This window comes from Tenacibaculum piscium (assembly GCF_021390715.1).
In the GTDB taxonomy this organism is placed as follows: domain Bacteria; phylum Bacteroidota; class Bacteroidia; order Flavobacteriales; family Flavobacteriaceae; genus Polaribacter; species Polaribacter piscius.
In genome coordinates, this window is record NZ_JAJGWT010000008.1 from 38,389 (window position 1) to 64,749 (window position 26,361).

Consider the following 26,361-nt stretch of genomic DNA (forward strand, 5'->3'; position numbering starts at 1 on the left):
GTTCAAGTTGTGTTTGAAGCGTCAAAAATAATCAAAAATAATATTTTATAAGATGAAAATGAAAACTAAATTATTCATTAATATTCATTAATTCTTGATAAAGTTTATGAACAGGGAATCCCATTACGTTAAAATAACTTCCTTCAATTTTAGTGATCGCTATTTTACCAATCCATTCTTGAATGCCGTAAGCACCCGCTTTATCAAAAGGTTTGTAAGTATTTATGTAATAATCAACCTCATCATGCGTTAATTTTTTAAAAGTAACTGTAGTGGTGTCGTTGAATATTATTTTTTTAGGTTGCTTTGTTGAGGTTTTAGAAACATCAGAAACGCCAATCGAAATACAAATAGAGGTAATTACTTGATGAGTTGTATCTGAAAAACTTTGAAGCATTTCAAAAGCATCTTGATAATCTTTTGGTTTTCCTAAAGCTTTATTCTGATGCCAAACAATAGTATCCGAAGTAATTAAAAGATCATTTTCGAGAAGCTCTTTTTCAAAAGGAACGGCTTTTAAAGTAGCAAGAAAATCTGAAATTTCTGCGCCTTTTAAATGCTCAGGATAAAGCTCTTCAATTTCTTTTGTTTTGATGATAAAAGGAATGTTTAAATCCTTAATTAATTCCTGTCTTCTTGGTGAATTTGAGGCTAAAATCACCCTATATTTTGAAAGTTTATCAGCTAATAACATCTTAAAAATTAAGTATTTGAAATTAAATTAAAAAAATTAATTAAAATCCTTTTTGATACGCGCTAAATCTTTTTTATTATCACGATCTTTCATGGTTTGACGTTTATCGTGCGTCTTTTTTCCTCTAGCTAAAGCGATATCTAATTTTGCCCAACCATTATTATTAATAAATAATTTTAACGGAACAATGGTATTTCCTTTAGCTTCGACTTCACGCGCTAATTTTTTTAATTCGTTTTTATTTAATAATAAACGACGTTCGCTTGTTGTTTTATGATTAAAATGATTTCCGAAAGCATATTCTTCGATATACATATTAACCACGAAAAGTTCTCCTTGTTCATTAAATTCACAAAAACTTTCGGTTATTCTGGCTTTACTAAGACGTATTGATTTAATTTCAGTACCTGTAAGCTGAATTCCTGCGGTATATTTATCGAGTATCTCGTATTCAAAACGAGCCTTTTTATTTTGTATGTTGATGTTTTTCTGCATAATAGTGCAAATATAACGATATAATCTATATAATTTTCAGGCTTTTTTAAAGCAAGGCAAGCGTAAACATTGAGCATCTGTATAAAACAAATTTAGCAAACTATGATTTTAGTCATTTATTATAGTTAATCAGTAAAGTAATTTTGCGGTATATAATAAAACAGTAAAATCATGAAAAAAGTTTTTTTAAGTATTGCTTTAGGAGTATTATTTTTTGCCAATGTAAATAATGCAAATGCTCAAGAAAGTTCAAAAGAGGATTCAGAAAACACTACAAAAACGGACAAAAAATGGCAAGCTCGTTTCAGATGGGTTAGTGTATTACCAAACGAATCAGCAACTATCAGTACCATAGGAGGTGATGTGGATATTACACAAAGTTTTATTCCAGAATTAGATTTTACGTATTTTTTCACCGAAAATATTGCGGCAGAATTAATTTTAGGAACAACACAGCACGATGTTAAAGCAACAGGAACAAGCTTAGGAAATGTAAATTTAGGTGATGTTTGGTTATTGCCTCCAACATTAACGGTTCAGTATCATTTTACAGGATTGAACAAATTCAGACCGTATGTAGGAGCAGGGGTAAATTACACTATTTTTTACGATGCAAATCCAGGAGCTGTTGTTGATGTTGATTATGATAATGCCTTCGGATACGCTGCACAATTAGGTTTCGATTATGATTTAAACGATACTTGGTTTTTAAATGTTGATGCAAAATACATCGGTTTAAGTACTGATGTTACCGTAAATGCAGGAATTGCTACCGTAACTGCGGATGTTGATATCAATCCTATTTTAGTAGGTTTTGGTGTTGGTATGAGATTTTAAATCAACAAAAAACATCAAAAATAAAGCGAGAAAAAGAGTGCAAAGAAAAAGAAAAGTTAATTGTTTAGATTAGAAAAAAAATAAACAAACAACAAAAAAGAGCTACCCCAAAAAGGTAGCTCTTTTAATTTACATAATATTTATATTAATTTTAGTAAATCAATTTAAAATATTAAACAGTAGTTTCTAATGTAACGGTTTGATTTCTAAAAACCAAAGCATCATCAAAAGCATCTAATAGAATAACACTATCCGTGGTAACATTTCCTGATAATATTTCTTTCGATAATTGATTCAACACTTCTTTTTGAATCACACGTTTTACAGGTCTTGCACCAAATTCTGGTTGATATCCTTTTTTAGCCAAATATGCAACAGCATCATCAGTGGCATCTAAAGTAATATGCTGTTCGGCAATCATCTTTTTAACACCATTTAATTGTATGCGTACAATTTGTTTAATGTCTTCTTTTGATAATGGCGTAAACAAAATAATATCATCAATTCTATTGATAAACTCAGGACGAACCGTTTGTTTTAACAATCCTAAAACATCGGTTTTAGCATGTTCCATAACAGTATCTACATCATCTTTTGAAGCATCGAAATTATCGAATTTTTCTTGAATTAAATGACTTCCCATGTTAGAGGTCATAATAATGATAGTATTTTTAAAATCAGCAACACGTCCTTTATTATCAGTTAAACGTCCTTCATCTAAAACTTGTAATAAAACATTAAACGTGTCAGGATGTGCTTTTTCAATTTCATCTAACAAAACAACAGAGTAGGGCTTTCTACGAACCGCTTCCGTTAATTGTCCGCCTTCGTCATAACCAACGTATCCTGGAGGCGCTCCAACTAATCTACTCACCGAATGACGCTCCTGATATTCACTCATATCAATACGAGTCATCGCATTTTCATCATCAAATAAATAATCGGCTAAGGCTTTTGCAAGTTCCGTTTTACCAACTCCTGTTGTTCCTAAAAATAAGAAACTACCCAGTGGTTTATTCGGATTTTGTAAACCAGCTCTCGAACGGCGAACCGCATCAGAAACCGCGACAATAGCTTCTTGTTGTCCTACAACACGTTTGTGTAATTCATCTTCTAATTTTAACAATTTTTCACGTTCCGATTGAATCATTTTAGTAACAGGAACGCCTGTCCATTTTGCTACAACTTCGGCAATATCTTCGTAAGTAACTTCTTCTTTAATTAAAGAACCTTCACGTTGATTCTCTAAAGCCTCTTGTTGAACTTCTAATAATTTTTGCGCTTCTTTAATTTTTCCGTAGCGTAATTCGGCAACTTTTCCGTAATCGCCATTACGTTCGGCTTTATCAGCTTCTAAATTATAATTTTCGATATCGGTTTTTAATTGCTGAACAGTATCTACCACGGCTTTTTCTGATTGCCATTTTGCATTTATTTCGTTACGTTCTTCTTTTAAATTAGCGATATCTGAATTTAACGATTTTAATTTAACGGTATCATTTTCACGTTTAATCGCTTCAATTTCGATTTCTAACTGCATTATTTTACGGTCAAGAATATCTAAATTTTCGGGTTTAGAATTCATTTCCATACGTAATTTAGCCGCCGCTTCGTCCATTAAATCAATGGCTTTATCTGGCAAAAATCGATTGGTAATATAACGTTGTGATAATTCAACGGCACCGATAATCGCTTCATCTTTGATACGTACTTTATGGTGTGCTTCGTATTTTTCTTTAATTCCTCGCAGAATAGAAATAGCACTTTCGGTATCAGGTTCATTTACAATTACCTTTTGAAAACGACGTTCTAAGGCTTTATCTTTTTCAAAATATTTTTGATATTCATCTAACGTAGTAGCTCCGATTGCTCGTAATTCGCCACGGGCTAGGGCAGGTTTTAAAATATTTGCGGCATCCATCGCACCTTGACCGCCACCAGCGCCAACTAAGGTATGGATTTCATCAATAAATAACACAATATTTCCTTCGGATGCTGTAACTTCTTTTACGACGGATTTTAAACGTTCTTCAAATTCTCCTTTATATTTTGCACCTGCAATTAACGAACCCATATCCAAAGAATAAATCACTTTATCTTTTAGATTTTCAGGAACATCGCCACGGATAATTCTGTGTGCTAAACCTTCGGCGATAGCAGTTTTTCCTGTTCCAGGTTCACCGACTAAAATTGGATTATTTTTTGTTCTTCGAGATAAAATTTGCAATAATCTTCGAATTTCTTCATCACGACCAATTACAGGATCTAACTTTCCGTCTTGTGCTAATTTATTTAAATTATTAGCGTACTTATTTAATGAATTATAGGTTTCCTCGGCACTTTGAGAAGTAACACGTTCTCCTTTTCGAAGTTCTTCAATAGTTGCTGTTAAGCTTTTCTCAGTAACGCCTTGATCTTTTAAAACTTGCGCAATTTGACTTTTTGATTTGAAAATTGCTAAAATTAAATGCTCTATAGAAACGTATTCATCGTTCATTTTTTTAGCGATAATTGACGCTTCATTTAACGCTTTATTCGCTTCTTTCGACAACATTAATTCCCCTCCAGAAACTTTAGGAAAACTAGTTAATTGTTTCTCTAAAACTTGCTGTAAAACAGTAATATTGATATTCAGTTTCTTTAAAATAAAAGGCAATACGTTTTCATCAACAGCAAATAAAGCTTTGAAAATATGCTCGTTTTCTAATTGCTGATGTCCATATTCTTGCGCAATCTGTTGCGCCTGTTGTATGGTTTCTTGTGATTTTGTTGTATAATTGTTGAGGTTCATAGTGTTGTTTTTTTAGTTGTTATTTTCCTTATATACAAATCTGTTTTTAATACCTATTTTTAGGTTATTTTCATTCTTTAAAGTTACTATTTTTTAAAGCTATTTAAGACTTATAAATAGATTATTTAGAATTATTTACAAGTAAAAAAGCAAAAACAAGACCAAATCAATTTTAAACGCATTTTAACAAATTCTTGATGGAAATATATTAAAAACCTGCTAAAACGTCAGGTAAAAACTAAAAATAAAGACAAAAAGACAGGTAAAAACCTCATCAAAAATTAATAAAAAATAAAATCAGTAAAAAACGACAAAAAATAATGGGAATATTAAATAAGATTTTTAAAAATAAACAACAGGAAAAAAATGAAGAAAATCAGCAAAAACAAACCGAACTCGTTACCTGGATTCCCTTAATATCCTTGCATCAACTAGAAGAAATTAAAGAAGCATCGACCCAAAAACCCGTGGCAATTTTTAAACATTCTACCAGATGTGGCGTGAGTAGTATGGCAATTAAACGATTTGTAAAAAGTTTCGAGAGTTTCGAAAATATCGATGCTGAAAACACTGAAAATAATCAGAAAAACACGCCTCAAAAAAACCTAAAAGATTTTAAAGTCTATTATTTAGATTTAATTTCATATCGAGAAATATCCAACGAAATAGCAACCCAATTTCAAGTAACACATCAATCACCTCAACTCTTAATTATTCAAAAAAAAGTAGTGATAGCACACGCTTCTCATAACGATATTGCTCAAATTGATTTAAGAAACTTCTAAAAAAGATGCCTGTTTTATCAAAACTTACTTAAATACGTCGTATTTTTGCATATTCCAAAAAAGTATAAAAAAGCATAAAATTGAGCAACGAAAACACACCTACAAAAGAAACAAAAGGAAAAAACTTATACGATTATCAAAAAGAAGCACTCTTCAAAATATTCAAATGTTTTGAAAATGCGCCTGAAAATTTTCATCTATTATATCAACTGCCAACAGGTGGTGGTAAAACAGTTATTTTCTCAGAAATCACGCGTCAGTTTATAAAACATTATCAGAAAAAAGTGCTGATAATGACACACCGAATCGAATTATGCAAGCAAACAGCAAAAATGCTTGGAGAATTTGGTGTCGAAAATAAAATTATCGATAGTAAAGCCGATTTAGAAGATCAAGATAAATACGATTGTTTCGTTGCAATGGTAGAAACATTAAACAATCGTTTAAATGACGAAATGCTCGATATTTCCGATGTAGGTTTGGTAATTATTGATGAAGCACACTACAATTCATTTACTAAATTATTTAAGTTTTTTGATAAATCATTTGTCCTTGGAGTTACCGCAACACCTTTAAGTTCAAATATCAAACTGCCAATGAAAGATAATTATGACGACTTAATTGCAGGCGAAAGTATTGGAACTTTAATTCAAAACGAATACTTAGCCAAAGCAAATGTGTTTTCATATAATGTTGGTTTAACATCTTTAGAAATAGGAGCAAACGGAGATTATACCGTGAAATCATCCGAAGATTTATATACCAATACCGATATGTTATCGAAACTTTTGCAGGCATACGAAGAACGTGCAAAAGGTACAAAAACATTGATATTTAACAACGGAATTAACACGTCGCTTCACGTATATGATACCTTCAGCAAAGCTGGATATCCAATCGCACATTTAGATAATACCAATACCAAAAAAGAACGAGACGGAATTTTAAAATGGTTTCACAAAACGCCAAATGCCATTATCACTTCGGTAAGTATTTTAACCACTGGTTTTGATGAACCTTCGGTAAAATCAATTATTTTAAATAGAGCGACAAAATCATTAACGCTGTATTATCAAATGATTGGTAGAGGTTCTCGTGTTTTAAAAGGAAAATCAGACTTTAATGTAATCGATTTAGGAAACAATTTCCACCGTTTTGGTCCTTGGGGAGCCGATTTAGATTGGCACAAAATGTTTAGAGCGCCTAATTTCTATTTAGATAATTTATTATCTGATGAAGAAATAGAAAACGAATTCAGATACGAATTACCCGCAAATATTAGAGAAGAATTTTCGAAAACAGAAGACTTATATTTCGATGTAAAAAAAGTATATATTGATACCATTCAAGCAGGACAATCGTCTAAAAAAGTGCTGGAAAAATCAATCGAACATCATGCAAGAATTTGTATCGAAAATAGTGACGATGTTTTTGACGCTCTTATTTTAGCTAAAAAATTAGGCGGTGAAATTGATGATAGAATCCACCGATATTCAAAATGTATCTGTAAATCTACGCATAATTTTATCGATTGGTTACAAGATGATTATCGAAAAAAATTAAACGCCTATTTACGTGCTAATTTTGATGAGATTTATGAAGATATTTTCGGACATCCACCAATTGAAGAAGAGGACGAAGAATAAAGAGAATAAAGTATTCAATAAATCAATAATTATATTTTATAAAAAAAAGCCATTTCAAAACGAAATGGCTTTTTTTATTTTTATATTATTTGATGATTCTAAATATCAAAAGCAGGCAATACTTTACCTGAACATTCACCAAAACCAACACGAACCTCATCATTTTGAGCATAACCACGCATAATAACAGTATCGTAATCGTTTATAAATTTTCGCTGTGAACCATCGTTTAATTGTATCGGGTTTTGACCTCGCCATGTTAATTCTAACATCGAACCAAAACTATCTTTAGTTGGTCCTGAAATTGTTCCTGAACCCATCATATCACCCGCATTTACAGGACAACCATTTACCGTATGATGCGCTAATTGTTGTGCCATTGTCCAGTACATATATTTGAAATTCGAATTACAAACAACCGTTTCTTGCTTTCCTTCTGGTTGAATCGACATTTGTAAATTGATATCAAAACTATCCTTACTTTTTGCTTGTTTTTTAAGATATGGCAACGGTTCATGTACTTGCTTCGGATTATCAACTCTAAAGGGTGCTAACGCATCTAAAGTAACAATCCAAGGAGAAATAGTAGAGGCAAAGCTCTTTCCTAAAAAAGGTCCTAAAGGAACGTATTCCCAAGCCTGAATATCACGTGCCGACCAATCGTTAAACAAAACCAACCCGAAGATATATTCATCCGCTTCTTCAATAGAAATTCGATCACCTAAATCATTAGCAACTGTTGTTATAAACGCCATTTCTAATTCAAAATCTAATAATTTTGACGCCCCAAAATTAGGCGTTGTACTACCTTCTGATGGTTTTTGTTGTCCGACAGGACGACGCACAGGCGTTCCAGAAGGAATAATAGACGAACTTCTTCCATGATATCCAATAGGAATGTGCAACCAATTGGGCAATAACGCATTTTCAGGATCACGAAATAACGAACCAACATTGGTTGCGTGTTCTTTACTTGCATAAAAATCAGTATAATCGCCAACAGCCACGGGAAGTTGCATTTCAACATCTTCCATTCGGAAGATAATTTTATCTTTATGTATCGGGTTATCACGTAGTTTTCCGTTGATAACATCAAAAATATCCGCGATTTTATTACGAACTAAACGCCATGTTTTACGACCATCAGCAATAAAATCATTTAAAGTATCTTGTAAAAAAATATCATCTGTTAAAGGAATATCTTCAAAATACCCTAACTGATGCAACGCTCCTAAATCAATGGCAAAATCACCAATTCTAGTACCGATAGTAATAATATCATCTTTAGTTAAAAAAACTCCAAATGGAATGTTTTGAATAGGGAAATCAGAAGCTTTATCAACAGGTAACCACGATTTTCTATTTGGATTATTTGCCGTTATTTTCATTGAAAAAAATTAAAAATTAATTGAAAGGTTTTATTTATATAATGTTATTTCTAGTTAACACTGCTCAAACCTACATCTTTTTTAAATTAAAACCAATATCAAAATCAATAAAAAATGAACACTAAAAGTTAAATTTATAAACTGACCTTATTTTCTAATGCTATTCTATAATCCTTATAAAAATATATTTTATATCGATAAAATAATAAATCATGATAAATACTTAATTAACTAAACATTAAGTAAACATTCCATAATAAAATTATTACATTTGGTTTATTATATAACTAAACAAACGATGTAATAAGATGCAAAAAGATCATCAAATATTTGATTTAATTCAAGAAGAAAAAGAACGTCAGCTAAATGGTTTAGAACTCATTGCTTCTGAAAACTTTGTAAGCGAACAAGTTATGGAAGCACAAGGTTCTATTTTAACGAATAAATATGCAGAAGGATATCCTGGTAAACGTTATTACGGTGGATGTGAAGTCGTAGATATTGTAGAACAAATTGCCATTGATAGAGCAAAAGAATTATTTGGAGCCGAATACGTAAATGTACAACCTCACTCAGGTTCACAAGCAAATACCGCTGTTTTTGCAGCTTGTTTAAATCCTGGTGATACTATTTTAGGTTTTGATTTATCGCACGGAGGACATTTAACACACGGTTCTCCTGTAAATTTTTCAGGGAAATTATACAATCCAGTTTTTTATGGCGTAACCAAAGAAACAGGACAGATTGATTATAATCATTTAGCCGAACAAGCTAAAAAACACCAACCAAAATTAATTATCGCAGGAGCTTCAGCGTATTCTCGTGATATGGATTTTGCCAAATTCAGAGAAGTTGCCGATAGTGTAGGCGCTATTTTAATGGCTGATATTTCACATCCCGCAGGTTTAATTGCCAAAGGAATTTTATCAGATCCATTACCACATTGTCATATTGTTACCTCAACGACACATAAAACATTACGTGGTCCTCGTGGAGGAATTATCATGATTGGAAAAGATTTTGAAAATCCTTTTGGATTAACATTAAAATCAGGAAAATTAAAGAAAATGTCAACATTGATTAATTCTGCCGTTTTTCCTGGAAATCAAGGAGGACCTTTAGAACACGTTATCGCAGCCAAAGCAGTCGCTTTTGGAGAAGCTTTAACCGATGAATTTTTAGAATATCAACTGCAAGTAAAAGAAAATGCACAAGCAATGGCAAAAGCTTTTGTTAGCAGAGGATATGATCTTATTTCTGGAGGAACAGACAATCATTGTATGTTAATCGACCTAAGAAATAAAGATATTACTGGAAAAGATGCAGAAATCGCCTTAGGAAAAGCGGAAATTACCGTTAATAAAAATATGGTGCCTTTTGATACTCAAAGTCCATTTATAACTTCAGGGATTCGTATCGGAACACCTGCAATTACTACACGTGGATTGTTAGAAGAAGATATGGAAACAGTTGTCGATTTAATCGATCAAGCTATTCAAAATGCTAATAACGAAGAAAAATTAGCCGAAATCGGTGAAAAAGTAAACGACTTAATGCAACATCGTAGATTATTTATTATGTAATATTTTATAATTATCTATTTGATAAAAAGATTGATAAAAGCACCTTTAATAAAAATTAAAGGTGCTTTTTTTGTCTGAATACATTAGTTTTGTTTCTGAAAATTTTTGAAGTATCTTTTTTATATCTTTTTTATTATCATCAAAAATTTATCAAAAAAAAAGAAACAAATAACTAAAAGAAAATTTAAAAAATAGTATGAATGATATTTATGTAATAGCTACCGTCCTGATTTTCCTGTCAGCAATATTTGGATATATTAATGTTCGATTTTTAAAACTTCCCAACACGATTGGCTTAATGATTTTAACCATCGTATTTACCTTAGCCGTGTTGTTGTTAAGCAATTTTGATCCAACCTTATTAAATTTTGAGAAATCAATTATTTCAAATATCGATTTTAAAACGTTGCTTTTAGATGAAATGCTAAGTTTCTTACTTTTTGCAGGAGCGTTACACACCAATTTTGACCAATTAAAAATACAACGAAGACCGATTTTATTATTTTCAACCTTAGGAGTTTTAACATCGACATTTCTAGTGGGAATCGGAATGTATTTTGGCTTACAGCTTATCAGTTTAGACGTTAGTTTTATCAATTGTTTGTTATTTGGAGCATTAATTTCACCAACCGATCCAATTGCGGTTTTAGGAATCTTAAAAAAAGCAGGAGTTCCTAAGAAATTAGAAACTAAAATTGTTGGAGAATCACTTTTTAATGATGGCGTAGGCGTTGTTATTTTCTTAACTATTTATAAAATTGCTGAATCAGGTATCGCAAATGTAAGTGCACTCGATGTGGCACAGCTTTTCGGACAAGAAGTAATAGGAGGAATCGGAATTGGGCTTGTTTTAGGTTGGGTTACCTACCGATTATTAAAATCTATTGATGATTTTGATATTGAAGTAATCATCACTTTAGCAACCGTTATGGGTGGAACTGTTTTATGTCATAAATTTCATTTATCAGCGCCATTAGCGATGGTTACCGCAGGTTTAATTGTAGGAAACGACACCGTAAGAGCTCATTCAATGTCGGAAAATACCGAGAAATATGTTGATAAATTCTGGGAATTATTAGACATCTTATTAAACGCCGTTTTATTCGTATTGATAGGAATGGAAATGTTAGTGTTAGTAATTGAAGGGAAATTTATTTTAGCAGGTTTATTAGCAATTCCTATTTGTTTGATATGCCGTTATGCCTCGTTATTTTTACCGATAAAAATATTTGAAAAGAAACTAGATTTCGTTAAAAATACTGATATCATCATGACTTGGGGAGGTTTACGAGGAGGGATTTCAATCGCTTTAGCCTTAGGATTATCCGCAAGTATGGAAAGAGAATTATTTTTAGTTGTTACCTATATCGTAGTGGTTTTTTCTATAATAGCACAGGGTTTAACTGTGGATAAATTAGTGAAGCGGTTGAAGGAGTAAATAAACAATCTATAAATTTAAAACACCTCAGCTTTTTCAAGTTGAGGTGTTTTTATTATAATCAATATTTGAAAAATCATATTTATGAATTGTTTTTTGCAATATTTTCCAATGATTACGCAATTGACGTTTTATTTCAGGTGCATTTAAATCATCCGAAGCCCTATAGGCGTAGCGTAGGTAATTTCCTCGGAATTTTCTATCAAAATATGTTGTTTGTGCTGTTCCGTTAATAAATATTGTTCTTTTTGATGAGATTTTTCTAGATTTCACACCCTTAAAACTATACAATCGATATAATTTTCGCTTAAACAAAGGAGCTTCATCTAGCAATAATTTTTCTTTAAGATGTTCTACACACTTATATTTTCTTTTTACGGTTTGTTTCATTTCTCGGTAAAACTGTGCTAAATTCTTCGATTTAATTAAAGTTTGATAGCCGTAAAACTCAAAACCTAAATAGTTTAAAGGAACATTTTCTTGTAAATTATCTTTATGTATTTTAAAAGATTGAAGCCTATTATTGTGTGTTTTAAACAAAGTCATTTCTGTTTTTTCAGCTGAAATTGTCAAATCAATTTTTTGAACCTCATCAATAATAAATTTTTTAACAAAATCGATGAGGTTGTTTTCATCACACAACACAACAATGTCATCAGAATATCTTCTATAAAAAACATCATATTTAAGCGTTAATTCATTTATGATAGCTTCATCAAAAGGCAACATATAAATATTAGCAAGCAAAGCACTTATCGGCAAACCTTGCGGAATACCAATCGATTCATTATTATTTTTATTCTTCTTTTGATTTTTATGGATAATAATATCAGAATCTAAAAGTCCGTGTATATTCTCAAAAAAAGTATTTTTTCCGCTTTTGCGATGTTTTGCTAATTCCTTTTCATCAAAATGATTATTCTTCGTTTTTAAATCGTTTAATTTCACGTAAGAAAACCGTGTCGTTGCTTTAAAAATATTGTAGTGGTCTTTCGGTAAGGTTTTATAACCGAGTATTTTTGCCCAAATTAATTTTAATTTTTTATGATTTAAAGAAGGGAAGAAGTTTTCAATATCTAAAACCAAGGCAACAGAATTTTTACGTTTTTTAATTTCATCAAAAACATCTTTTGCAAAATGAACGTTGTTTTTAAATTTTAATTTATCGTCGGTTTCAATTCGTCGGTAAGCGGTTATTGCATTAGAAAGCAATTCGTTTTTACTTAAGTAAGCCTCATATTTTGGCGTAATTATTTTTTGAGTATAATACGAATACACGTGTGCGTCTATATGAGTTGCGTATAAAATTTCTCTAATTTTTGTATTAGAAATAATCTTACCGTTTTTTAATTTCTTCTTGTGAGAACGCCTAATTTTGTTATTATTTTCATCACCAAAATTAGATTCTTTATATCTACGTTGTTTAATTTCCTTAAAAATCAACGGTAAAAAAGAGTGTTTTGCTACTTTTTGAGGATTAGAAACATAGCTTTCGACTTTCTTTCTAACGGATAATGGCGTTTTATTCGAAAAATGCGGATATCCTCTGTCTTTAAACCAATCTTTTTGTTTTTTCTTATCCATAGAAATATAGCATTAAAATGAAGTAAAAGTAAGGGAAGTTCTCGCTCGGTATTTAAATTTAATAAACGTAACATCATTTTAAAATGACTGAGCTATTAACCGTATTCACGATTCCCGATGCAATTGAACGTTTCTTTGTTGGACGAATTACTAATACTCTTAATAAACAATCTAAATTATATTTCTATGATGATAAACTGGCTTCTTAAATTAATCAGATTCTCCAAAGTAAATGATGTCAAAATAATAACTAGAAGGAATTTATTTAGCCTGTGCAAGATAATGTTAAGATTCTCTTGTGCAGGTGAAATAAATTACACTTTAACTAATTCACGTATGTATTATCCCTTTAACAAATCAATGAAAAAGGTCTGAATTAATTGAAATTAAAAATTTACAATGGCTCAAATAAGTGTTTATTAATAATAACTAAAGAACTTCCTTACTTTGATTGTAAATATATGTTTTTTATTATCTTAGATGAAAAAAAATGCAAGAAAAAAATAAACACGATAATAAATTTGTTATTGGTGATATTGTCACTTTAAAAACACATCCGTTACTTTATGATTTTAAAATAAAAGGAGACGGAAAGTTGGTTCCACCGTTTATGATTGTTAAAGAAATTTATATAGAAGATAAAAAGAAGAAAACACATTCGGAGGAATTAGGGGAACAGATAGCCGAAAGAATAAAATATACTTGCATTTTTTTTGATGATAATAAAACAGAATTTAAAGATACTATTGTTTTATACGAATCTATGTTAGCAAAATATGATGAAATTCATATTGCTAGATTAGATGAAAACAAAAAAGAAGTTAAATGCGATTCTTTAATTGATGAAACAAGAGAATATAATGTTCCTAAATATATATATGGTAAAATTGTATTTTTTAGAACAAAAAAGTTTGAAATCTTTAAAAAAAGAGATTCAGTTAAAATGAAAGAAGAGGTAGAAGGAAAAGGATATAAGAAAAGTACAACTATTCAGTATATAGTAAATTATTCGTCGCCCGATTTTATTCTATGTGGCATCAAAAAAAATGAAAACACTAATGATTTTTATCCAAATGGCGATAAAAGAAAAATAGTTTCTAAAATTTTATATAAAGTAAAATGGTTTAATCCGAGTCAAATGAAATTTAGCGATTTGTATTTACCAAGAGAATGTTTTACCGATGTTCAGCCATTTTCTTCAAAAGAGGCTTATAATCCTTCTAAAAATAAAACATAACTATTGAAAAATAAAAAACCGTATTTTTGGCATCTTATTTATTAAAAAATTAAAAAGCTTGATAAAAACATGATATCAAAATTTATATTTACAAAAATTTTTGGTTGGAAATTTAACGGAGAATTTCCGAAAGAACTTAAAAAATATGTATTAATTGGCGCACCTCACACAAGCTGGAAAGATTTCTTAGTAGGATTGTTTTCAAAAAATAGTACGAATACAAAACTTAATTTTGTAGGAAAAAAAGCCTTATTTAAACCGCCATTTGGTTGGTTTTTTAAAGCATTAGGAGGGACTCCTATCGACAGAACAAAAAGTACTAACGTGGTAGATGCAATTATCGAAGTCTTTAATGCAAAAGAAGAATTTCGATTAGCAATATCACCAGAAGGAACTCGTCAATTTGTAGAGAAATGGAAAACAGGTTTTTATTATATCGCACAAGGGGCAAACGTGCCGATTGTAATGCTTGGTTTCGATTTCGAAAATAAAGAAGTAAAATTATCTAAACCCTTTTACACAACAGGCGATATAAAAGCAGATTTTGAGCATTTTTATCAATTTTATAAAAATATTAAAGGCGAAAATCCTGAATTATTCAATAATAAATCTTTTTTATAATTTCTGATAAAAAACTAAAATAAAAAGAAGTGTATTTCCTATAAAGTGTGATTATCTTTGCATAAAAATATATTTTTATGCCAAAACAATTTTCAGATTTAGGAATTAATCAACAATTACAACAGGGTTTAGTTGCTTTAAAAATTACCGTACCTACAGATGTACAAGAAAAAACAATCCCTGTTATTCTAAATCAAAAAGAAGATGTTGTTGTTTTAGCAAAAACAGGAACAGGAAAAACCGCTTCCTTCGGATTGCCTTTATTACAACATATTGATACCGAAAACACCAACATACAAACTTTAATTTTAGCGCCAACAAGAGAATTAGGACAGCAGATTCATGCAAATCTAGTATCTTTTGCTACAAATATGCCTGAAATAAGCATCGCTTCCGTATGTGGAGGGATTCCTATAAAACCTCAAATAGAACGCTTAAAAGAAACCACACATATTGTAGTAGCAACGCCAGGTCGTTTGGTCGATTTAGTAAAACGTGGTGCTATCAATATTAAAGAAATAAAGCAGTTGGTTTTAGATGAAGCTGACGAAATGGTAAGCGCTTTAAAAGAGGAGGTAGATACTATTATAAAAGAAATTCCAAATTCTAAAAATAGAAGAACATTCTTATTTACGGCAACGATGTCGGGAGTTATAAAACAATTGGTTCAAAATTATATGGCTAAAAATGTTGTAAATATCCAAGCAGATATGGCAACAGTTGGACATCAGGGAATCGAACATCAATATGTAGTGGTAAAACCTATTGAAAAATTAGAAGTATTACTTCATTTTCTAAATTCAAAAGAAGGAAAACGTGGAATCATCTTCTGTAAAACCAAAGCAGCCGTTAATAAATTAGCCAAAAATTTAGCAATTAATAAATTTTCATCAGGAGCTATTCACGGAAGTTTAACGCAAGGAATCCGTGATCGAATTATGGGGCAATTCAGAGAAGGATATATTGATATTTTAGTGGCTACCGATTTAGCCGCGCGTGGTATTGATGTCAAAGAAATTGAATATGTTGTTAATTATCATTTGCCAGATACCTATGAAGCGTATGTTCACCGAAGCGGAAGAACGGCAAGAGCAGGAGCAAAGGGACTTTCTTTGACTGTTTTACAAGAAGATGAGGTAAAAGATATTGCTGATTTTGAAAAAGAATTAGGGATTGTTTTTAAACCGTTTAAAAAAGCAGATGCACAAAGTATTGAAGAAAATAACGGCTTAATCTGGGCGAAAAAAATATTTAAAACAAAACCAAATAGAAATATTTCAGAAGATTTTAAATCAAAAGTAAAAACAATATTTCATCACCTAACAAAAGAAGAATTAGTCGATAAAATTTTAGCAAACTATTTAGCCGAATCGAACACGATAACTCCTAAAAAAGAGCAAACTAAAAAAAGCTAAACGCCTAAAATAGTTTCTAATTATTATAAAAATTGATTATTCTATACTTAAATTAGACCGATTTAGTACTTTTTTTGCAATAAATGGTAAAAAAAAGCACAAAGATGCACTATATGTAAAAATATGGTAGCATCTTTGCAATAATTAGAGTATCATAGTTAGCGAACATCATCTAATTATGAATCTAATATCAAAAATAAATGCCCAAAAACACAAAAAAATAAACATATTTTAGCTATATTGGGGCTGTTGTAATTTCTTCAAAAAATAAATTATAACTTTATTCTAAAAAAACTAGTAGTATAATTCTATATTAATTAATCTTATGGCAAAATCTCAGCAATCATTTAACAAGAATGAAAAAGAGAAAAAGCGTTTAAAAAAACGTGAAGATAAAAGAAAGAAAATGGATGCTCGTAAAGCAGACATCAGAGAAAATGGTTCAACTGGAATTGAATTCGCATACACCGATGCGTATGGAAATTTATCTTCAACTCCTCCAGATCCAGACCAAAAACCAATCGTTATTAACGCTGAAGACATTCAAGTTAGCGTTCCTAAAACTTTAGAAGGCGATAAAGAAGCATTTGATCCTATTAGAAAAGGAACTGTTTCGTTTTTTGATTCGTCTAAAGGATTTGGTTTTATTATCGATTCAGCAGATCAAGAGAAATATTTTACACACGTAAGTGGTATTATTGATCAAATTTCTGAAAATGACAAAGTAAGTTTCGAACTTGAAAAAGGAATGAAAGGAATGAATGCCGTAAAAGTAACTTTAGTTAAATAAGTTTAGACTTTTACAAATTCAATCAAAAACAAAAAAAAGAGAAGAGATTGACCTATAAAAAGGTTACTCTCTTTTTTTGGTTTTAAACAAGGATACTTGCGCTAACGTTATCAAGCTATAAAGCCTTTTTTATGATAAAATACTTAAAAAACTCATTAAAAATTGATAATTTCGCGCCCAAATACAAAAAAATAAAAAAGTAGTTTGATATGAGTGAACAAAAATCAAGTGTAGATATAGCATCTTGTATCGCTACATTACAACATTTATTAGCAGATACAAATCAGCTTTTTGAATTGCCTGAAGATGAAAGAGTAGCGCTTTTTAAAGCTGCTGGGGAATTAACAAGACCCAACAGAGAAGAGTTTGAGCGTAGAAGAAAAGATGCGAAAAAAGCGGCAAAACGTAAAATGATCGCCAAAGATACACACGCTAGAAAATCAACAGGAATTCGTTCTGCAAGAGAATCGGCTTTGTTTGTTGCTCCTAAATTATTGGCTGCTGCGGATTTATCCGAAGATACTTTAGAATTAGAATCGCCTAGAAATTGCTACGTTTGTAAAACTGTTTATACAAAATTGCATCATTTTTATGATACGATGTGTAAAGATTGTGGTGATTTAAACTACGCAAAACGTTTTCAATTAACCGATTTAACCGATCAAGTTGCGGTTATTACAGGTTCTCGATTGAAAATTGGATATCATATAACATTAATGCTATTGCGTTCGGGAGCAAGGGTTGTTGCAACTACGCGTTTTCCTGCGGATTCTGCAATTCGTTTTTCTAAAGAAGAAGACTATAAAGATTGGAGCGACCGTTTACATATTCACGGGCTTGATTTACGTCATATCCCAAGTGTAGAGATTTTCTGTAATTATATAGAGCAAAAATACGATCGATTAGATATTTTAATCAATAATGCAGCACAAACCGTAAGAAGACCTTCAGGTTTTTACTTCCATTTAATGGAAAATGAAAAGCTTCCTGTTGATAAACTTCCGAAGTTAGCTCAAAAATTATTAAAAGATCATGTTGGCTGTTTAGAAGAGTTATCAAGTTTGAGTGTTCCTACAGATAAAACAAGTAAAAATAATGTATTACCTGTTACTTGGCATGGTCCTGAGCCTGGAATTGGCTTGCGTAATTCAGCGGCATTATCTCAAATTCCTTATAGTTTTGATAATTCGTTACAAACTGCTGAGGTTTTTCCCGAAGGTGAATTAGATGCCGATTTACAACAAGTAGATTTAAGAAAAACCAATAGTTGGCGTTTGCGTTTAGGTGAAATTGAAACCACGGAAATGGTAGAAGTACAGCTAGTAAATGCTGTTGCACCGTTTGTTTTGTGTAATCGTTTGTCTAATTTAATGATGAAAGAAAACACGGGTAAAAAACATATTATTAATGTAACGGCAATGGAAGGGAAGTTCCATCGATTTAAAAAAGTAGATAGACATCCACACACAAATATGGCAAAAGCGGCTTTAAATATGTTAACGCATACCTCAGCATCAACTTTTGCAAAATCGGGTATTTATATGAATGCCGTGGATACTGGTTGGGTTACTGATGAAGATCCTGCGGAATTATCAAAAAAGAAAGTGGAAACACACGATTTTCAACCGCCTTTAGATATTGTAGATGGTGCGGCACGTGTTATGGATCCGTTAATTGACGGTATAAATACAGGGAAACATTGGTCTGGTAAGTTCTTAAAAGATTATTTTCCTATTGATTGGTAAGAAGTAGGTGATTATTCAAAATAAGATATTATTTATATAAAATAAAAAAGGCTGTCATTAAAAATGACAGCCTTTTTGTTAAAAAAAATAAAAAAAGAGGGAAATATATCAAGGGATTATTATTTTAATAATTATTTTAAACTTTCTAACAATTTATCAGCAACTAATTCAGAAGATGCTGGATTTTGTCCTGTAATTAAATTACCATCTTGTATTGCGTAAGCATTCCAATCGTCTTTTTTCGAATAGATACCACCATTTTTAGTTAACATATCTTCTACTAAAAAAGGAACAACATCGGTAAGCCCAACAGCTTCTTCTTCTGTATTGGTAAATCCTGTAACTTTTTTACCGTTTACTAAAGGAGTTCCATCTTCGTTTTTAACTTCTTTTAAAGCCGCAGGAGCATGACATACAAAAGCAATCGGTTTGTTTTGATTATTGAAATCTTCAATTAACGCTATCGAAGCAACATCTTCTGCTAAATCCCATAAAGGACCGTGTCCGCCAGGATAAAAAACAGCGTCAAAATCTTCTGCATCAATTGTTGATAATACTTTTGTATTTGCAATTTTAGCCTTTGCAGCGTCATCGTTATTAAAACGTTCGGTTGCTTTTGTAGCAGCATCAGGCGAATCACTACTTGGGTCAATAGGAGCAGCACCTCCTTTTGGCGTTGCAATGGTAATTGTAGCACCTTTATCTAACAAAGTGTAATATGGAGAAGCAAATTCTTCTACCCAAAATCCTGTTTTTTTATCAGTATCTCCTAATTTATCGTGTGATGTTAAAACAAATAAGATGTTCATTTTTTTAGTTTTAGTGGTTGTTTTTTCTTCTGAAGAAATTGTTTCAGAATTATTGTTTTCCTTGTTTTCAGTTTTGCAGCTTGATGCCATAATCATTGCAGAAATCATTGTAAATACAATGGCTGCTTTTTGTAGTATTTTCATCTATCAAAAAAATAAATTAATACGCCATTTTTACGATCTCTTCAACGTTTTTAGGCGATAAAGATTGATGCTCTCCTAAACCTAACCAACCACGTTCTGTAAAGCGTTTTGCGATTATTTCAGCAGTTCCTTCGTAATCTTTCGTGTACTCTGATAATTTGGTGTCAATACCTAATTCATGGAAAAAAGTCACTGTTTTATCAATACCTGCTTGTGCTTTTTCATCCGTAGAACCTGTGGTAACATTCCAAACACGTTCGGCATATTGTGCTAATTTTTCTTTTTTAGCTTCAAAATTAAAGGCGTAATGGCTTGGTGCAATTATTGCCAAAGTACGCGCGTGGTCGATACCAAATAAAGCCGTTAATTCATGTCCGATTCCATGTACTGCCCAATCACCAGGAACTCCTTGTTGAATTAATCCATTTAAAGCCATGGTACAACTCCACATATAATTTGCAGCGGCTTTGTAATCCGTAGGATCTTTTAAAACTTTTGGCGCAACTTCAATAATTGTTTGTAAAATGCTTTCTGCAAAACGATCTTGCAATAATCCACCTACAGGATAGGTCATATATTGTTCTAAAACGTGTGTAAAAGAATCGGCTAAACCATTGGCTAATTGACGTTGTGGAATAGAGGTAATTACTTGCGGATCTAACACTGAAAATTCAGGAAATAATCCAGGACCGCCCATCGCAAGTTTTTCTTTGGTTTCTCTTCGGGTAATTACTGCGCCAGAATTCATTTCAGAACCTGTTGCAGGCATTGTTAAGACCGTTCCAAAAGGCATTCCTTTTTCAGTTCTGATGTTATTGGTTAAAATATCCCAAGGAGTTTCGCCTTCGTATAATGCAGCGGCTGATAAAAACTTCGTTCCATCAATAACAGAACCACCACCAACAGCTAATAAATACGTGATTTTTTCCTCTTTAATTACTTTTAAAGCGTCTAATAATAGCGAATATTCTGGATTTGCAGGAATTCCTCCAAACTCAACAACTTCAACAGTTTTTAAAGCTTCTTTTACTTGGTTGTAAACGCCATTTTTTTTGATACTTCCGCCTCCAAAAAGAAGTAAGACTTTTGCATCTTTAGGAATTTCTGTTGTGATTTCTTTTATAGTATCTTTTCCAAAGATAATTTTGGTTGGATTTTTAAATTGAAAATTATTCATCTTTTAATTTTTTAGTTTTTGTTAATTTTAACAATCATTTTACCTTTATTTTTACCTTCAAATAAATCAATAAAAGCGGTTGGAATGTTCTCAAAACCATTTACAATAGTTTCGGTATAGGTTATTTTTCCTTCGGATAACCATGTTGATAATTGTTCCATTGCTTCAGGGAATTTATCGGTATAATTAGAGACAATAAATCCTTGCATTAAGGCGCTATTTTTCACTAAAAAAGGCTGTACACTTATACTTTTTGGAGTTTCAGTACTATTATATACTGATATCGCACCACAAACAATGATTCTTGCAAATCGATTAATATTAAATAAAACGGCATCAGATATTTCGCCACCAACATTATCAAAATAAATATCGACACCACTTGGTGCTAGTTTTTTAATTGTTCCGTTGATATCTTTATCGGTATTGTAATTAATACCAGCATCGAAGCCAAATTTATTTTTTAGCATTTCAATTTTTTCGTCAGTTCCTGCAATACCGATAACACGAAGTCCTAGAATTTTCGCTATTTGTCCTACAATACTTCCAACAGCACCCGCAGCGCCTGAAACAACAATTGTTTCTCCTGCAACTGGTTTTCCGATTTCATGCAAACCTAAATAAGCTGTTAAACCTGTCATTCCTAAAACTCCTAAATAGGCACTTAAAGGTGCTTTAGATTCCGATACTTTTAAAAGTCCTTCGCCATTAGATATTTGTTGTGTTTTCCAGGCTAACATTCCTGATACAAAATCACCTACGGCAAAATCAGTATTTTTAGACGCAATTACTTTGGCTATAACACCAGATTGTATAGGTTTATTTAATTCAAAAGAAGGAATGTATGATTTCGCATCGCTCATTCTTCCTCTTAAATAAGGATCTACAGATACATAAGTGGTTTCTAAAAGGATTTCACCTGTATTAATTGTTGCTATTTTATCTGAAACAACTTTAAAATCAGATAACTGAGGTTTACCAATTGGTCTTTTTTCTAATAAAATTGTTTTATTCATCTTGTTTTTTAGTTGATTTGATAACTTGATAAAATTCGTTACTGATATTACTCAATTACGGTTACTAATTCATCCATCGGTTTTCTAACTTTTACTAAGTTTACTAGCCAATCTTCGTCTTCAGCTCTGTAACCTAAAGGAAGTAATACAGCACTGCGCAATCCTTTTTCACGTAAGTTTAAAATTTCATCAACAGCGGCAGGATCAAATCCTTCAATAGGCGTTGCATCAACTTGTTCATAAGCTGCGGCTGTAATAGCTTGTGAAAAAGCAATGTAAGCTTGTTTTGCTGCGTGATTAAAATTCTCTTCGGCATCTTTCTGCGGATACGTACTTAATAACATTTGACGGTAATTTTCCCATCCTTCGTTTTTAAAGCCACGAATTTCGTTTGTTAAATCGAACATATGATTAATTCTATCTTCGGTATAAGTATCCCAAGCAGCGAAAACAAGTAGGTGAGAGCAGTCAGTAATTACCGATTGATTCCAAGCGATTGGTCTAATTTTTTCTTTAATTTCTTGATTTTTAATCACAAAAATTTCGAAAGGTTGTAATCCGCTTGAGGTTGGTGCTAAACGTGCTGCTTCTAAAATACGCGTTACTTTTTCTTCGGATACTTTTTTACCGTTCATTGCTTTAGCGGCGTATCTCCATTTTAATTTGTCTAATAATTCCATAGTTGTTCTTTTTATATAATTTATATTGAGTTGAGGTTTATTTTTTATTTATACTGATTCATTAATTACACTTTTACACATTTTGATACTATTCCAAGCAGATTGATACGCTTCTTCAATATGAGTTTCATCCAAAGTAAAAACACCTCTTTTTTGATAAATCATTAAAAATGATAGCGGATTAATTGCATACGCATATAATATATAATCGGACATTGGTTTGATGATTCCTTCTTTTTTACCACGATTCCAAAGGTCGAGTAGTGGCTGTAAATGCTTGATTCCTTCTTGACGACTTGCTTCATCAATCATTGGTGTATTATCACATTGCGCTAAAAACATGGCATTTTCACATTCTTTGAGTTTAAATTCCGCAATACGATTCCAAATTAATTTAAAACCAGCTTCCACAGAAAGATTGTTATTATATGTAGCAAAGGCGTAATCAGTATATTTTGCTTTTACTTCGATGTAAGTTTGATTTACTAAATCTTGTTTGCTTTCAAAATAAAGATAAATCGTAGCAGGCGATACTTTTGCCATTTTTGCAATTTTACTCATCGGCGTAGCGTGAAAACCGTTGTTATTTACCAGCTCGATAGTTGCTTTAACAAGTGCATTTCGTTTATCAATACTTTTTTGAAGTTTAGCCATTTATAGTTTATTATAATTATTCTTTCTTTTATTGCTGATGTAATGTACATCTATTCTGACACAAAGATACAACAAATATACAATAAAAATGAATGTTCATTCTTTTTTTGATATTTTTAACTTTTGAACTTTAATTGAGCTTAAAAATACTCAAAGAATACTTATAAAGTATTTATACTTTAAAAAAAATCAGGAATAAAACACATAATATACTTTTGTTTAGATTAATGACACTATATTTGCAAACTAATAAGTACTAACAAATTAATTTACATTACGATGAGTAAAGGAATAGTAAAATTTTTCAACGACACTAAAGGATTTGGTTTTATTACAGAAGAAGGTGTTGAAAAAGACCACTTTGTACACATTTCAGGTTTAATCGACGAGATTAGAGAAGGTGACGAAGTTGAATTCGATTTAGAAGAAGGAAACAAAGGACCAAATGCAGTGAACGTAAAAGTGATCTAGTATATAATCCATATATTTTCAAAAAAACCTCATCAATTTATTGATGAGGTTTTTTATTATACATAATATGCTGTTTTGTCGATGATTTCTTTAAGGACAAACGAACTTTCTAAAACACCGATGTTTTCAATTTTAGATAATTTTAAACGTACAAAATCATGATAATCTTCAATTCCTGGTAAGTTGATGTGTAAAAAATAATCTACCTTTCCCGCCATGTGATAACATTTTTGAACCTCTTTCAATTCTTTTATTTGCGCTTCAAACTTATCCATAAAACCTTGATTATGATATCGCAAAGAAACCATACAAATAGCCGTTATAGGTCTATTTATATGATTTTTATCTAAAATTGCTACATATTTTTTAATAACACCTAATTTCTCCAAACGCCGAATCCTATCATAAATAGGAGAGACCGTTAGATTTAAACTTTGAGAAATTTCTTTCGCGGTCTTTTTACAATCTTCTTGCAAGATTCGTATTATCTTTAAATCAACTTCATCTAATTTTATCATTTTATGCTATTTTTTATATATGATTCTTTTAAAAATCAAGATTATTATTTATCAAAAAACCGTAAAAATCACTTAAAAAAAATCAAAACAACTTCTTAAAAAGTGATATACTTTTAATTATTACTATAAAACAGCTAAAATTACTTATTTAATACGATAATCAAGTGTTTATTACTATAAAATAAGTAATAAATATATTTTTGCACGGATTTTAAAAGATTTTTAAACAGATTTAATCATCATCAAAAACTCAAAAAACAACTTTATAAAAAAAATTAAAAACGGTAATAATGATAAACAATAATAAAATGAGTGCTGAATTTAAAAACTATGGATTAGTATTTATTGGATCTTTAATAGTCGCACTGGCTTTTGCATTATTTATAGTGCCTTATAATATTGTGCCTGGTGGAGTTTTTGGACTAGGAATTATCCTGAGTGAGCTTATTGGTTTTTCATCGATTGGCGTTATCGCATTGTGCATTAACATTCCTTTATTACTTTGGGGAACTAGTTTGTTGGGAAAAAAAACAGGGTTTAAAACTGCTTTTTTCATGATTTCATCATCATTTTTATTAGATATTATATCATTATTTACAAAAAATCAGGTTTTAATTGATGATATTTTATTGTCGTCTATTTTAGGCGGAATCCTTATTGGTGTTACCATTTTTTTAGTTAAAAAAGCAGGAGCAACCACTGGTGGACAAGATATTTTAGCCAGAATTTTAGCGACAAAAATCAATATTAGTTTTAATCAATTAATACTTATTATTGATGCTTTAATTATTATTTCTGGAGTTCTTACTTTTGGAAATTATAAAATAGCTACGTATTGTTTGATAACAATTATTGCGACCAGTAAAACAATCGATTATTTTATGAAACAAGATATTCAGAATAAAACAATGCTTGTTTTCTCTAAAAAGAATGCTTTAATTCAAAAAAATATCATGGGTGATACGACTATTTATCAGAAATTCATCAAGATAATTCATCAAGATTCTAGTGAAAAAATGATTTTAATCACAAAAAATAATAAAAACTTATCTGTTATTGAGAGTATTATTTATAATACAGATCCTGATGCTGAAATAATTACGTTAGCCTCTAATTTTAGTTTAAGTAACGTATAAGTATAAAATTTTAAAAACAAAAAACGGAATTATATACTATACAATTCCGTTTTTTGTTTTTAAATGATATGATATGCTTTTTTATACTGATATAACTCTAGAATGTTCCATAAAGTACGATTCAAAACGTTTTAATGTTGGTGATATTTTATCGGCATATAAAACAAACTGACATTTATTGATACTTTGTGTAATTCCCATTAGCGCACTGTATGCGTTGGTATTTTTCAGAAATTCGGCATCTTCAATACTAAAAATTGTTAATTGTGATGGACTGATTCCGTTAAGTAAAAACAATTTATTCATTCTTTTAGGCGTAGAAATAAGAATATCAACACCTTCAAAAATTTCCGATTTTTGAGTATCTACATGCATTTTTTCATCGGCTAAATACACACGTATTTCTTTATATCGTGTATATTTAAAAAACTCTTTATATATTTCAGCTGCTTTTTCATTATTTTCAACGAGTACAAAGGCTCTAGGGCTGTTTCCTTCAGGTTGAAATTTTAATTTTTGCAAAGTTGTAAGTACAAGAGTCGTTGTTTTTCCGCTTCCTTCTAAGCCTGTACAATAGATATTTGCACCACTTTTTATAGCAGGAATACTTTTCTTTTGTAAGGGTGTAGGGGTTGTTATTTCTAAGGATACTAATTTTTCTTGTATTTCTGAATGTAATTTTTTAAAAGGCATAAAAGCTGTTTATC

25 protein-coding genes are annotated in these 26,361 nt (G+C 31.0%); 13 read left to right on the top strand and 12 right to left on the bottom strand.

Going from position 1 to position 26,361, the window contains the following annotated elements:
* Positions 1-70 precede the first annotated feature (70 nt).
* Positions 71-694, bottom strand: a complete 624-nt coding sequence (locus L0U77_RS08695; RefSeq protein ID WP_233899167.1) for a Maf family nucleotide pyrophosphatase — start codon at positions 692-694, stop codon at positions 71-73.
* Between the two features lie 36 nt (positions 695-730).
* Positions 731-1,189 carry an SsrA-binding protein SmpB gene (smpB, locus tag L0U77_RS08700; protein WP_193700202.1) on the bottom strand — a complete coding sequence of 153 codons (459 nt, stop codon included), beginning with the start codon at positions 1,187-1,189 and terminating at the stop codon, positions 731-733.
* Positions 1,190-1,360: 171 nt separating this feature from the next.
* Between smpB and L0U77_RS08705 the strand changes: the two genes are divergently transcribed.
* The gene (locus L0U77_RS08705; protein ID WP_101918257.1) at positions 1,361-2,026 is read left to right on the top strand and encodes an OmpW/AlkL family protein; all 666 of its coding nucleotides are present in this window, start codon (positions 1,361-1,363) and stop codon (positions 2,024-2,026) included.
* 172 nt (positions 2,027-2,198) lie between these two features.
* Here L0U77_RS08705 and clpB read toward each other — a convergent pair whose 3' ends face one another.
* The gene (clpB, locus tag L0U77_RS08710; protein ID WP_233901033.1) at positions 2,199-4,817 is read right to left on the bottom strand and encodes an ATP-dependent chaperone ClpB; all 2,619 of its coding nucleotides are present in this window, start codon (positions 4,815-4,817) and stop codon (positions 2,199-2,201) included.
* Positions 4,818-5,137: 320 nt separating this feature from the next.
* On the opposite strand from clpB, the gene L0U77_RS08715 reads away from it, so the two are divergent.
* Positions 5,138-5,602 carry a thioredoxin family protein gene (locus tag L0U77_RS08715; RefSeq protein ID WP_233901034.1) on the top strand — a complete coding sequence of 155 codons (465 nt, stop codon included), beginning with the start codon at positions 5,138-5,140 and terminating at the stop codon, positions 5,600-5,602.
* Between the two features lie 80 nt (positions 5,603-5,682).
* Positions 5,683-7,248, top strand: a complete 1,566-nt coding sequence (locus tag L0U77_RS08720; protein ID WP_233901035.1) for a DEAD/DEAH box helicase — start codon at positions 5,683-5,685, stop codon at positions 7,246-7,248.
* A 98-nt stretch (positions 7,249-7,346) separates the two neighbouring features.
* Here the strand turns inward: L0U77_RS08720 and fahA are convergent, their stop codons facing one another.
* On the bottom strand, positions 7,347-8,636 hold the full coding sequence (gene fahA, locus L0U77_RS08725) for a fumarylacetoacetase (protein ID WP_233899173.1): 1,290 nt from the start codon (positions 8,634-8,636) through the stop codon (positions 7,347-7,349).
* Between the two features lie 308 nt (positions 8,637-8,944).
* Between fahA and glyA the strand changes: the two genes are divergently transcribed.
* Both glyA and L0U77_RS08735 read left to right on the top strand, forming a co-directional pair.
* Positions 8,945-10,219: a serine hydroxymethyltransferase gene (gene glyA / locus L0U77_RS08730; protein WP_101918262.1), complete on the top strand. Its 1,275-nt coding sequence runs from the start codon at positions 8,945-8,947 to the stop codon at positions 10,217-10,219.
* Between the two features lie 196 nt (positions 10,220-10,415).
* On the top strand, positions 10,416-11,657 hold the full coding sequence (locus L0U77_RS08735) for a cation:proton antiporter (RefSeq protein ID WP_233862394.1): 1,242 nt from the start codon (positions 10,416-10,418) through the stop codon (positions 11,655-11,657).
* Between the two features lie 36 nt (positions 11,658-11,693).
* Here the strand turns inward: L0U77_RS08735 and L0U77_RS08740 are convergent, their stop codons facing one another.
* Positions 11,694-13,241 carry a reverse transcriptase domain-containing protein gene (locus L0U77_RS08740; protein WP_233897973.1) on the bottom strand — a complete coding sequence of 516 codons (1,548 nt, stop codon included), beginning with the start codon at positions 13,239-13,241 and terminating at the stop codon, positions 11,694-11,696.
* Positions 13,242-13,324: 83 nt separating this feature from the next.
* Between L0U77_RS08740 and L0U77_RS11875 the strand changes: the two genes are divergently transcribed.
* The 6 genes from L0U77_RS11875 (at position 13,325) to L0U77_RS08765 (ending at position 19,049) form a co-directional block, all read left to right on the top strand.
* Positions 13,325-13,450 carry a hypothetical protein gene (locus L0U77_RS11875; RefSeq protein WP_262908577.1) on the top strand — a complete coding sequence of 42 codons (126 nt, stop codon included), beginning with the start codon at positions 13,325-13,327 and terminating at the stop codon, positions 13,448-13,450.
* Between the two features lie 281 nt (positions 13,451-13,731).
* Complete coding sequence (locus tag L0U77_RS08745) at positions 13,732-14,478, top strand: hypothetical protein (RefSeq protein ID WP_233897974.1); 747 nt, start codon at positions 13,732-13,734, stop codon at positions 14,476-14,478.
* 69 nt (positions 14,479-14,547) lie between these two features.
* Positions 14,548-15,099 carry a 1-acyl-sn-glycerol-3-phosphate acyltransferase gene (locus L0U77_RS08750; protein WP_233899176.1) on the top strand — a complete coding sequence of 184 codons (552 nt, stop codon included), beginning with the start codon at positions 14,548-14,550 and terminating at the stop codon, positions 15,097-15,099.
* A gap of 77 nt (positions 15,100-15,176) precedes the next feature.
* Positions 15,177-16,514, top strand: coding sequence for a DEAD/DEAH box helicase (locus tag L0U77_RS08755; protein WP_233901036.1), 1,338 nt, complete (start codon positions 15,177-15,179; stop codon positions 16,512-16,514).
* Positions 16,515-16,839: 325 nt separating this feature from the next.
* Positions 16,840-17,304, top strand: a complete 465-nt coding sequence (locus L0U77_RS08760) for a cold-shock protein (RefSeq protein ID WP_101918266.1) — start codon at positions 16,840-16,842, stop codon at positions 17,302-17,304.
* A gap of 209 nt (positions 17,305-17,513) precedes the next feature.
* Positions 17,514-19,049, top strand: a complete 1,536-nt coding sequence (locus L0U77_RS08765) for an SDR family NAD(P)-dependent oxidoreductase (protein WP_233897977.1) — start codon at positions 17,514-17,516, stop codon at positions 19,047-19,049.
* A 131-nt stretch (positions 19,050-19,180) separates the two neighbouring features.
* Here the strand turns inward: L0U77_RS08765 and L0U77_RS08770 are convergent, their stop codons facing one another.
* Genes L0U77_RS08770 through L0U77_RS08790 form a run of 5 tightly spaced genes read right to left on the bottom strand, consistent with a single transcriptional unit; the run spans position 19,181 to position 23,529 of the window.
* A complete protein-coding gene (locus tag L0U77_RS08770) occupies positions 19,181-20,002 on the bottom strand; it encodes a type 1 glutamine amidotransferase domain-containing protein (RefSeq protein WP_233897978.1) in 822 nt (273 codons plus the stop codon).
* Between the two features lie 16 nt (positions 20,003-20,018).
* Complete coding sequence (locus tag L0U77_RS08775; protein WP_233897979.1) at positions 20,019-21,179, bottom strand: iron-containing alcohol dehydrogenase; 1,161 nt, start codon at positions 21,177-21,179, stop codon at positions 20,019-20,021.
* Positions 21,180-21,190: 11 nt separating this feature from the next.
* A complete protein-coding gene (locus tag L0U77_RS08780) occupies positions 21,191-22,195 on the bottom strand; it encodes an NADP-dependent oxidoreductase (protein ID WP_233901037.1) in 1,005 nt (334 codons plus the stop codon).
* A gap of 47 nt (positions 22,196-22,242) precedes the next feature.
* The gene (locus tag L0U77_RS08785; protein WP_233885648.1) at positions 22,243-22,875 is read right to left on the bottom strand and encodes an NAD(P)H-dependent oxidoreductase; all 633 of its coding nucleotides are present in this window, start codon (positions 22,873-22,875) and stop codon (positions 22,243-22,245) included.
* Between the two features lie 48 nt (positions 22,876-22,923).
* Positions 22,924-23,529, bottom strand: a complete 606-nt coding sequence (locus L0U77_RS08790; protein ID WP_233897982.1) for a TetR/AcrR family transcriptional regulator — start codon at positions 23,527-23,529, stop codon at positions 22,924-22,926.
* 279 nt (positions 23,530-23,808) lie between these two features.
* Between L0U77_RS08790 and L0U77_RS08795 the strand changes: the two genes are divergently transcribed.
* The gene (locus L0U77_RS08795; protein WP_101918271.1) at positions 23,809-24,000 is read left to right on the top strand and encodes a cold-shock protein; all 192 of its coding nucleotides are present in this window, start codon (positions 23,809-23,811) and stop codon (positions 23,998-24,000) included.
* A gap of 56 nt (positions 24,001-24,056) precedes the next feature.
* Here L0U77_RS08795 and L0U77_RS08800 read toward each other — a convergent pair whose 3' ends face one another.
* Positions 24,057-24,518 (bottom strand): Lrp/AsnC family transcriptional regulator, encoded by a 462-nt coding sequence (locus L0U77_RS08800; RefSeq protein ID WP_101918272.1) that lies wholly within the window; start codon positions 24,516-24,518, stop codon positions 24,057-24,059.
* A 290-nt stretch (positions 24,519-24,808) separates the two neighbouring features.
* Here L0U77_RS08800 and L0U77_RS08805 point away from each other — a divergent pair, with 290 nt between their 5' ends.
* Positions 24,809-25,654 carry a YitT family protein gene (locus tag L0U77_RS08805; protein ID WP_233899130.1) on the top strand — a complete coding sequence of 282 codons (846 nt, stop codon included), beginning with the start codon at positions 24,809-24,811 and terminating at the stop codon, positions 25,652-25,654.
* An 81-nt stretch (positions 25,655-25,735) separates the two neighbouring features.
* On the opposite strand, the gene L0U77_RS08810 is transcribed toward L0U77_RS08805, so the two are convergent.
* A complete protein-coding gene (locus L0U77_RS08810; RefSeq protein WP_193700193.1) occupies positions 25,736-26,347 on the bottom strand; it encodes a DEAD/DEAH box helicase in 612 nt (203 codons plus the stop codon).
* Positions 26,348-26,361: the final 14 nt, after the last annotated feature.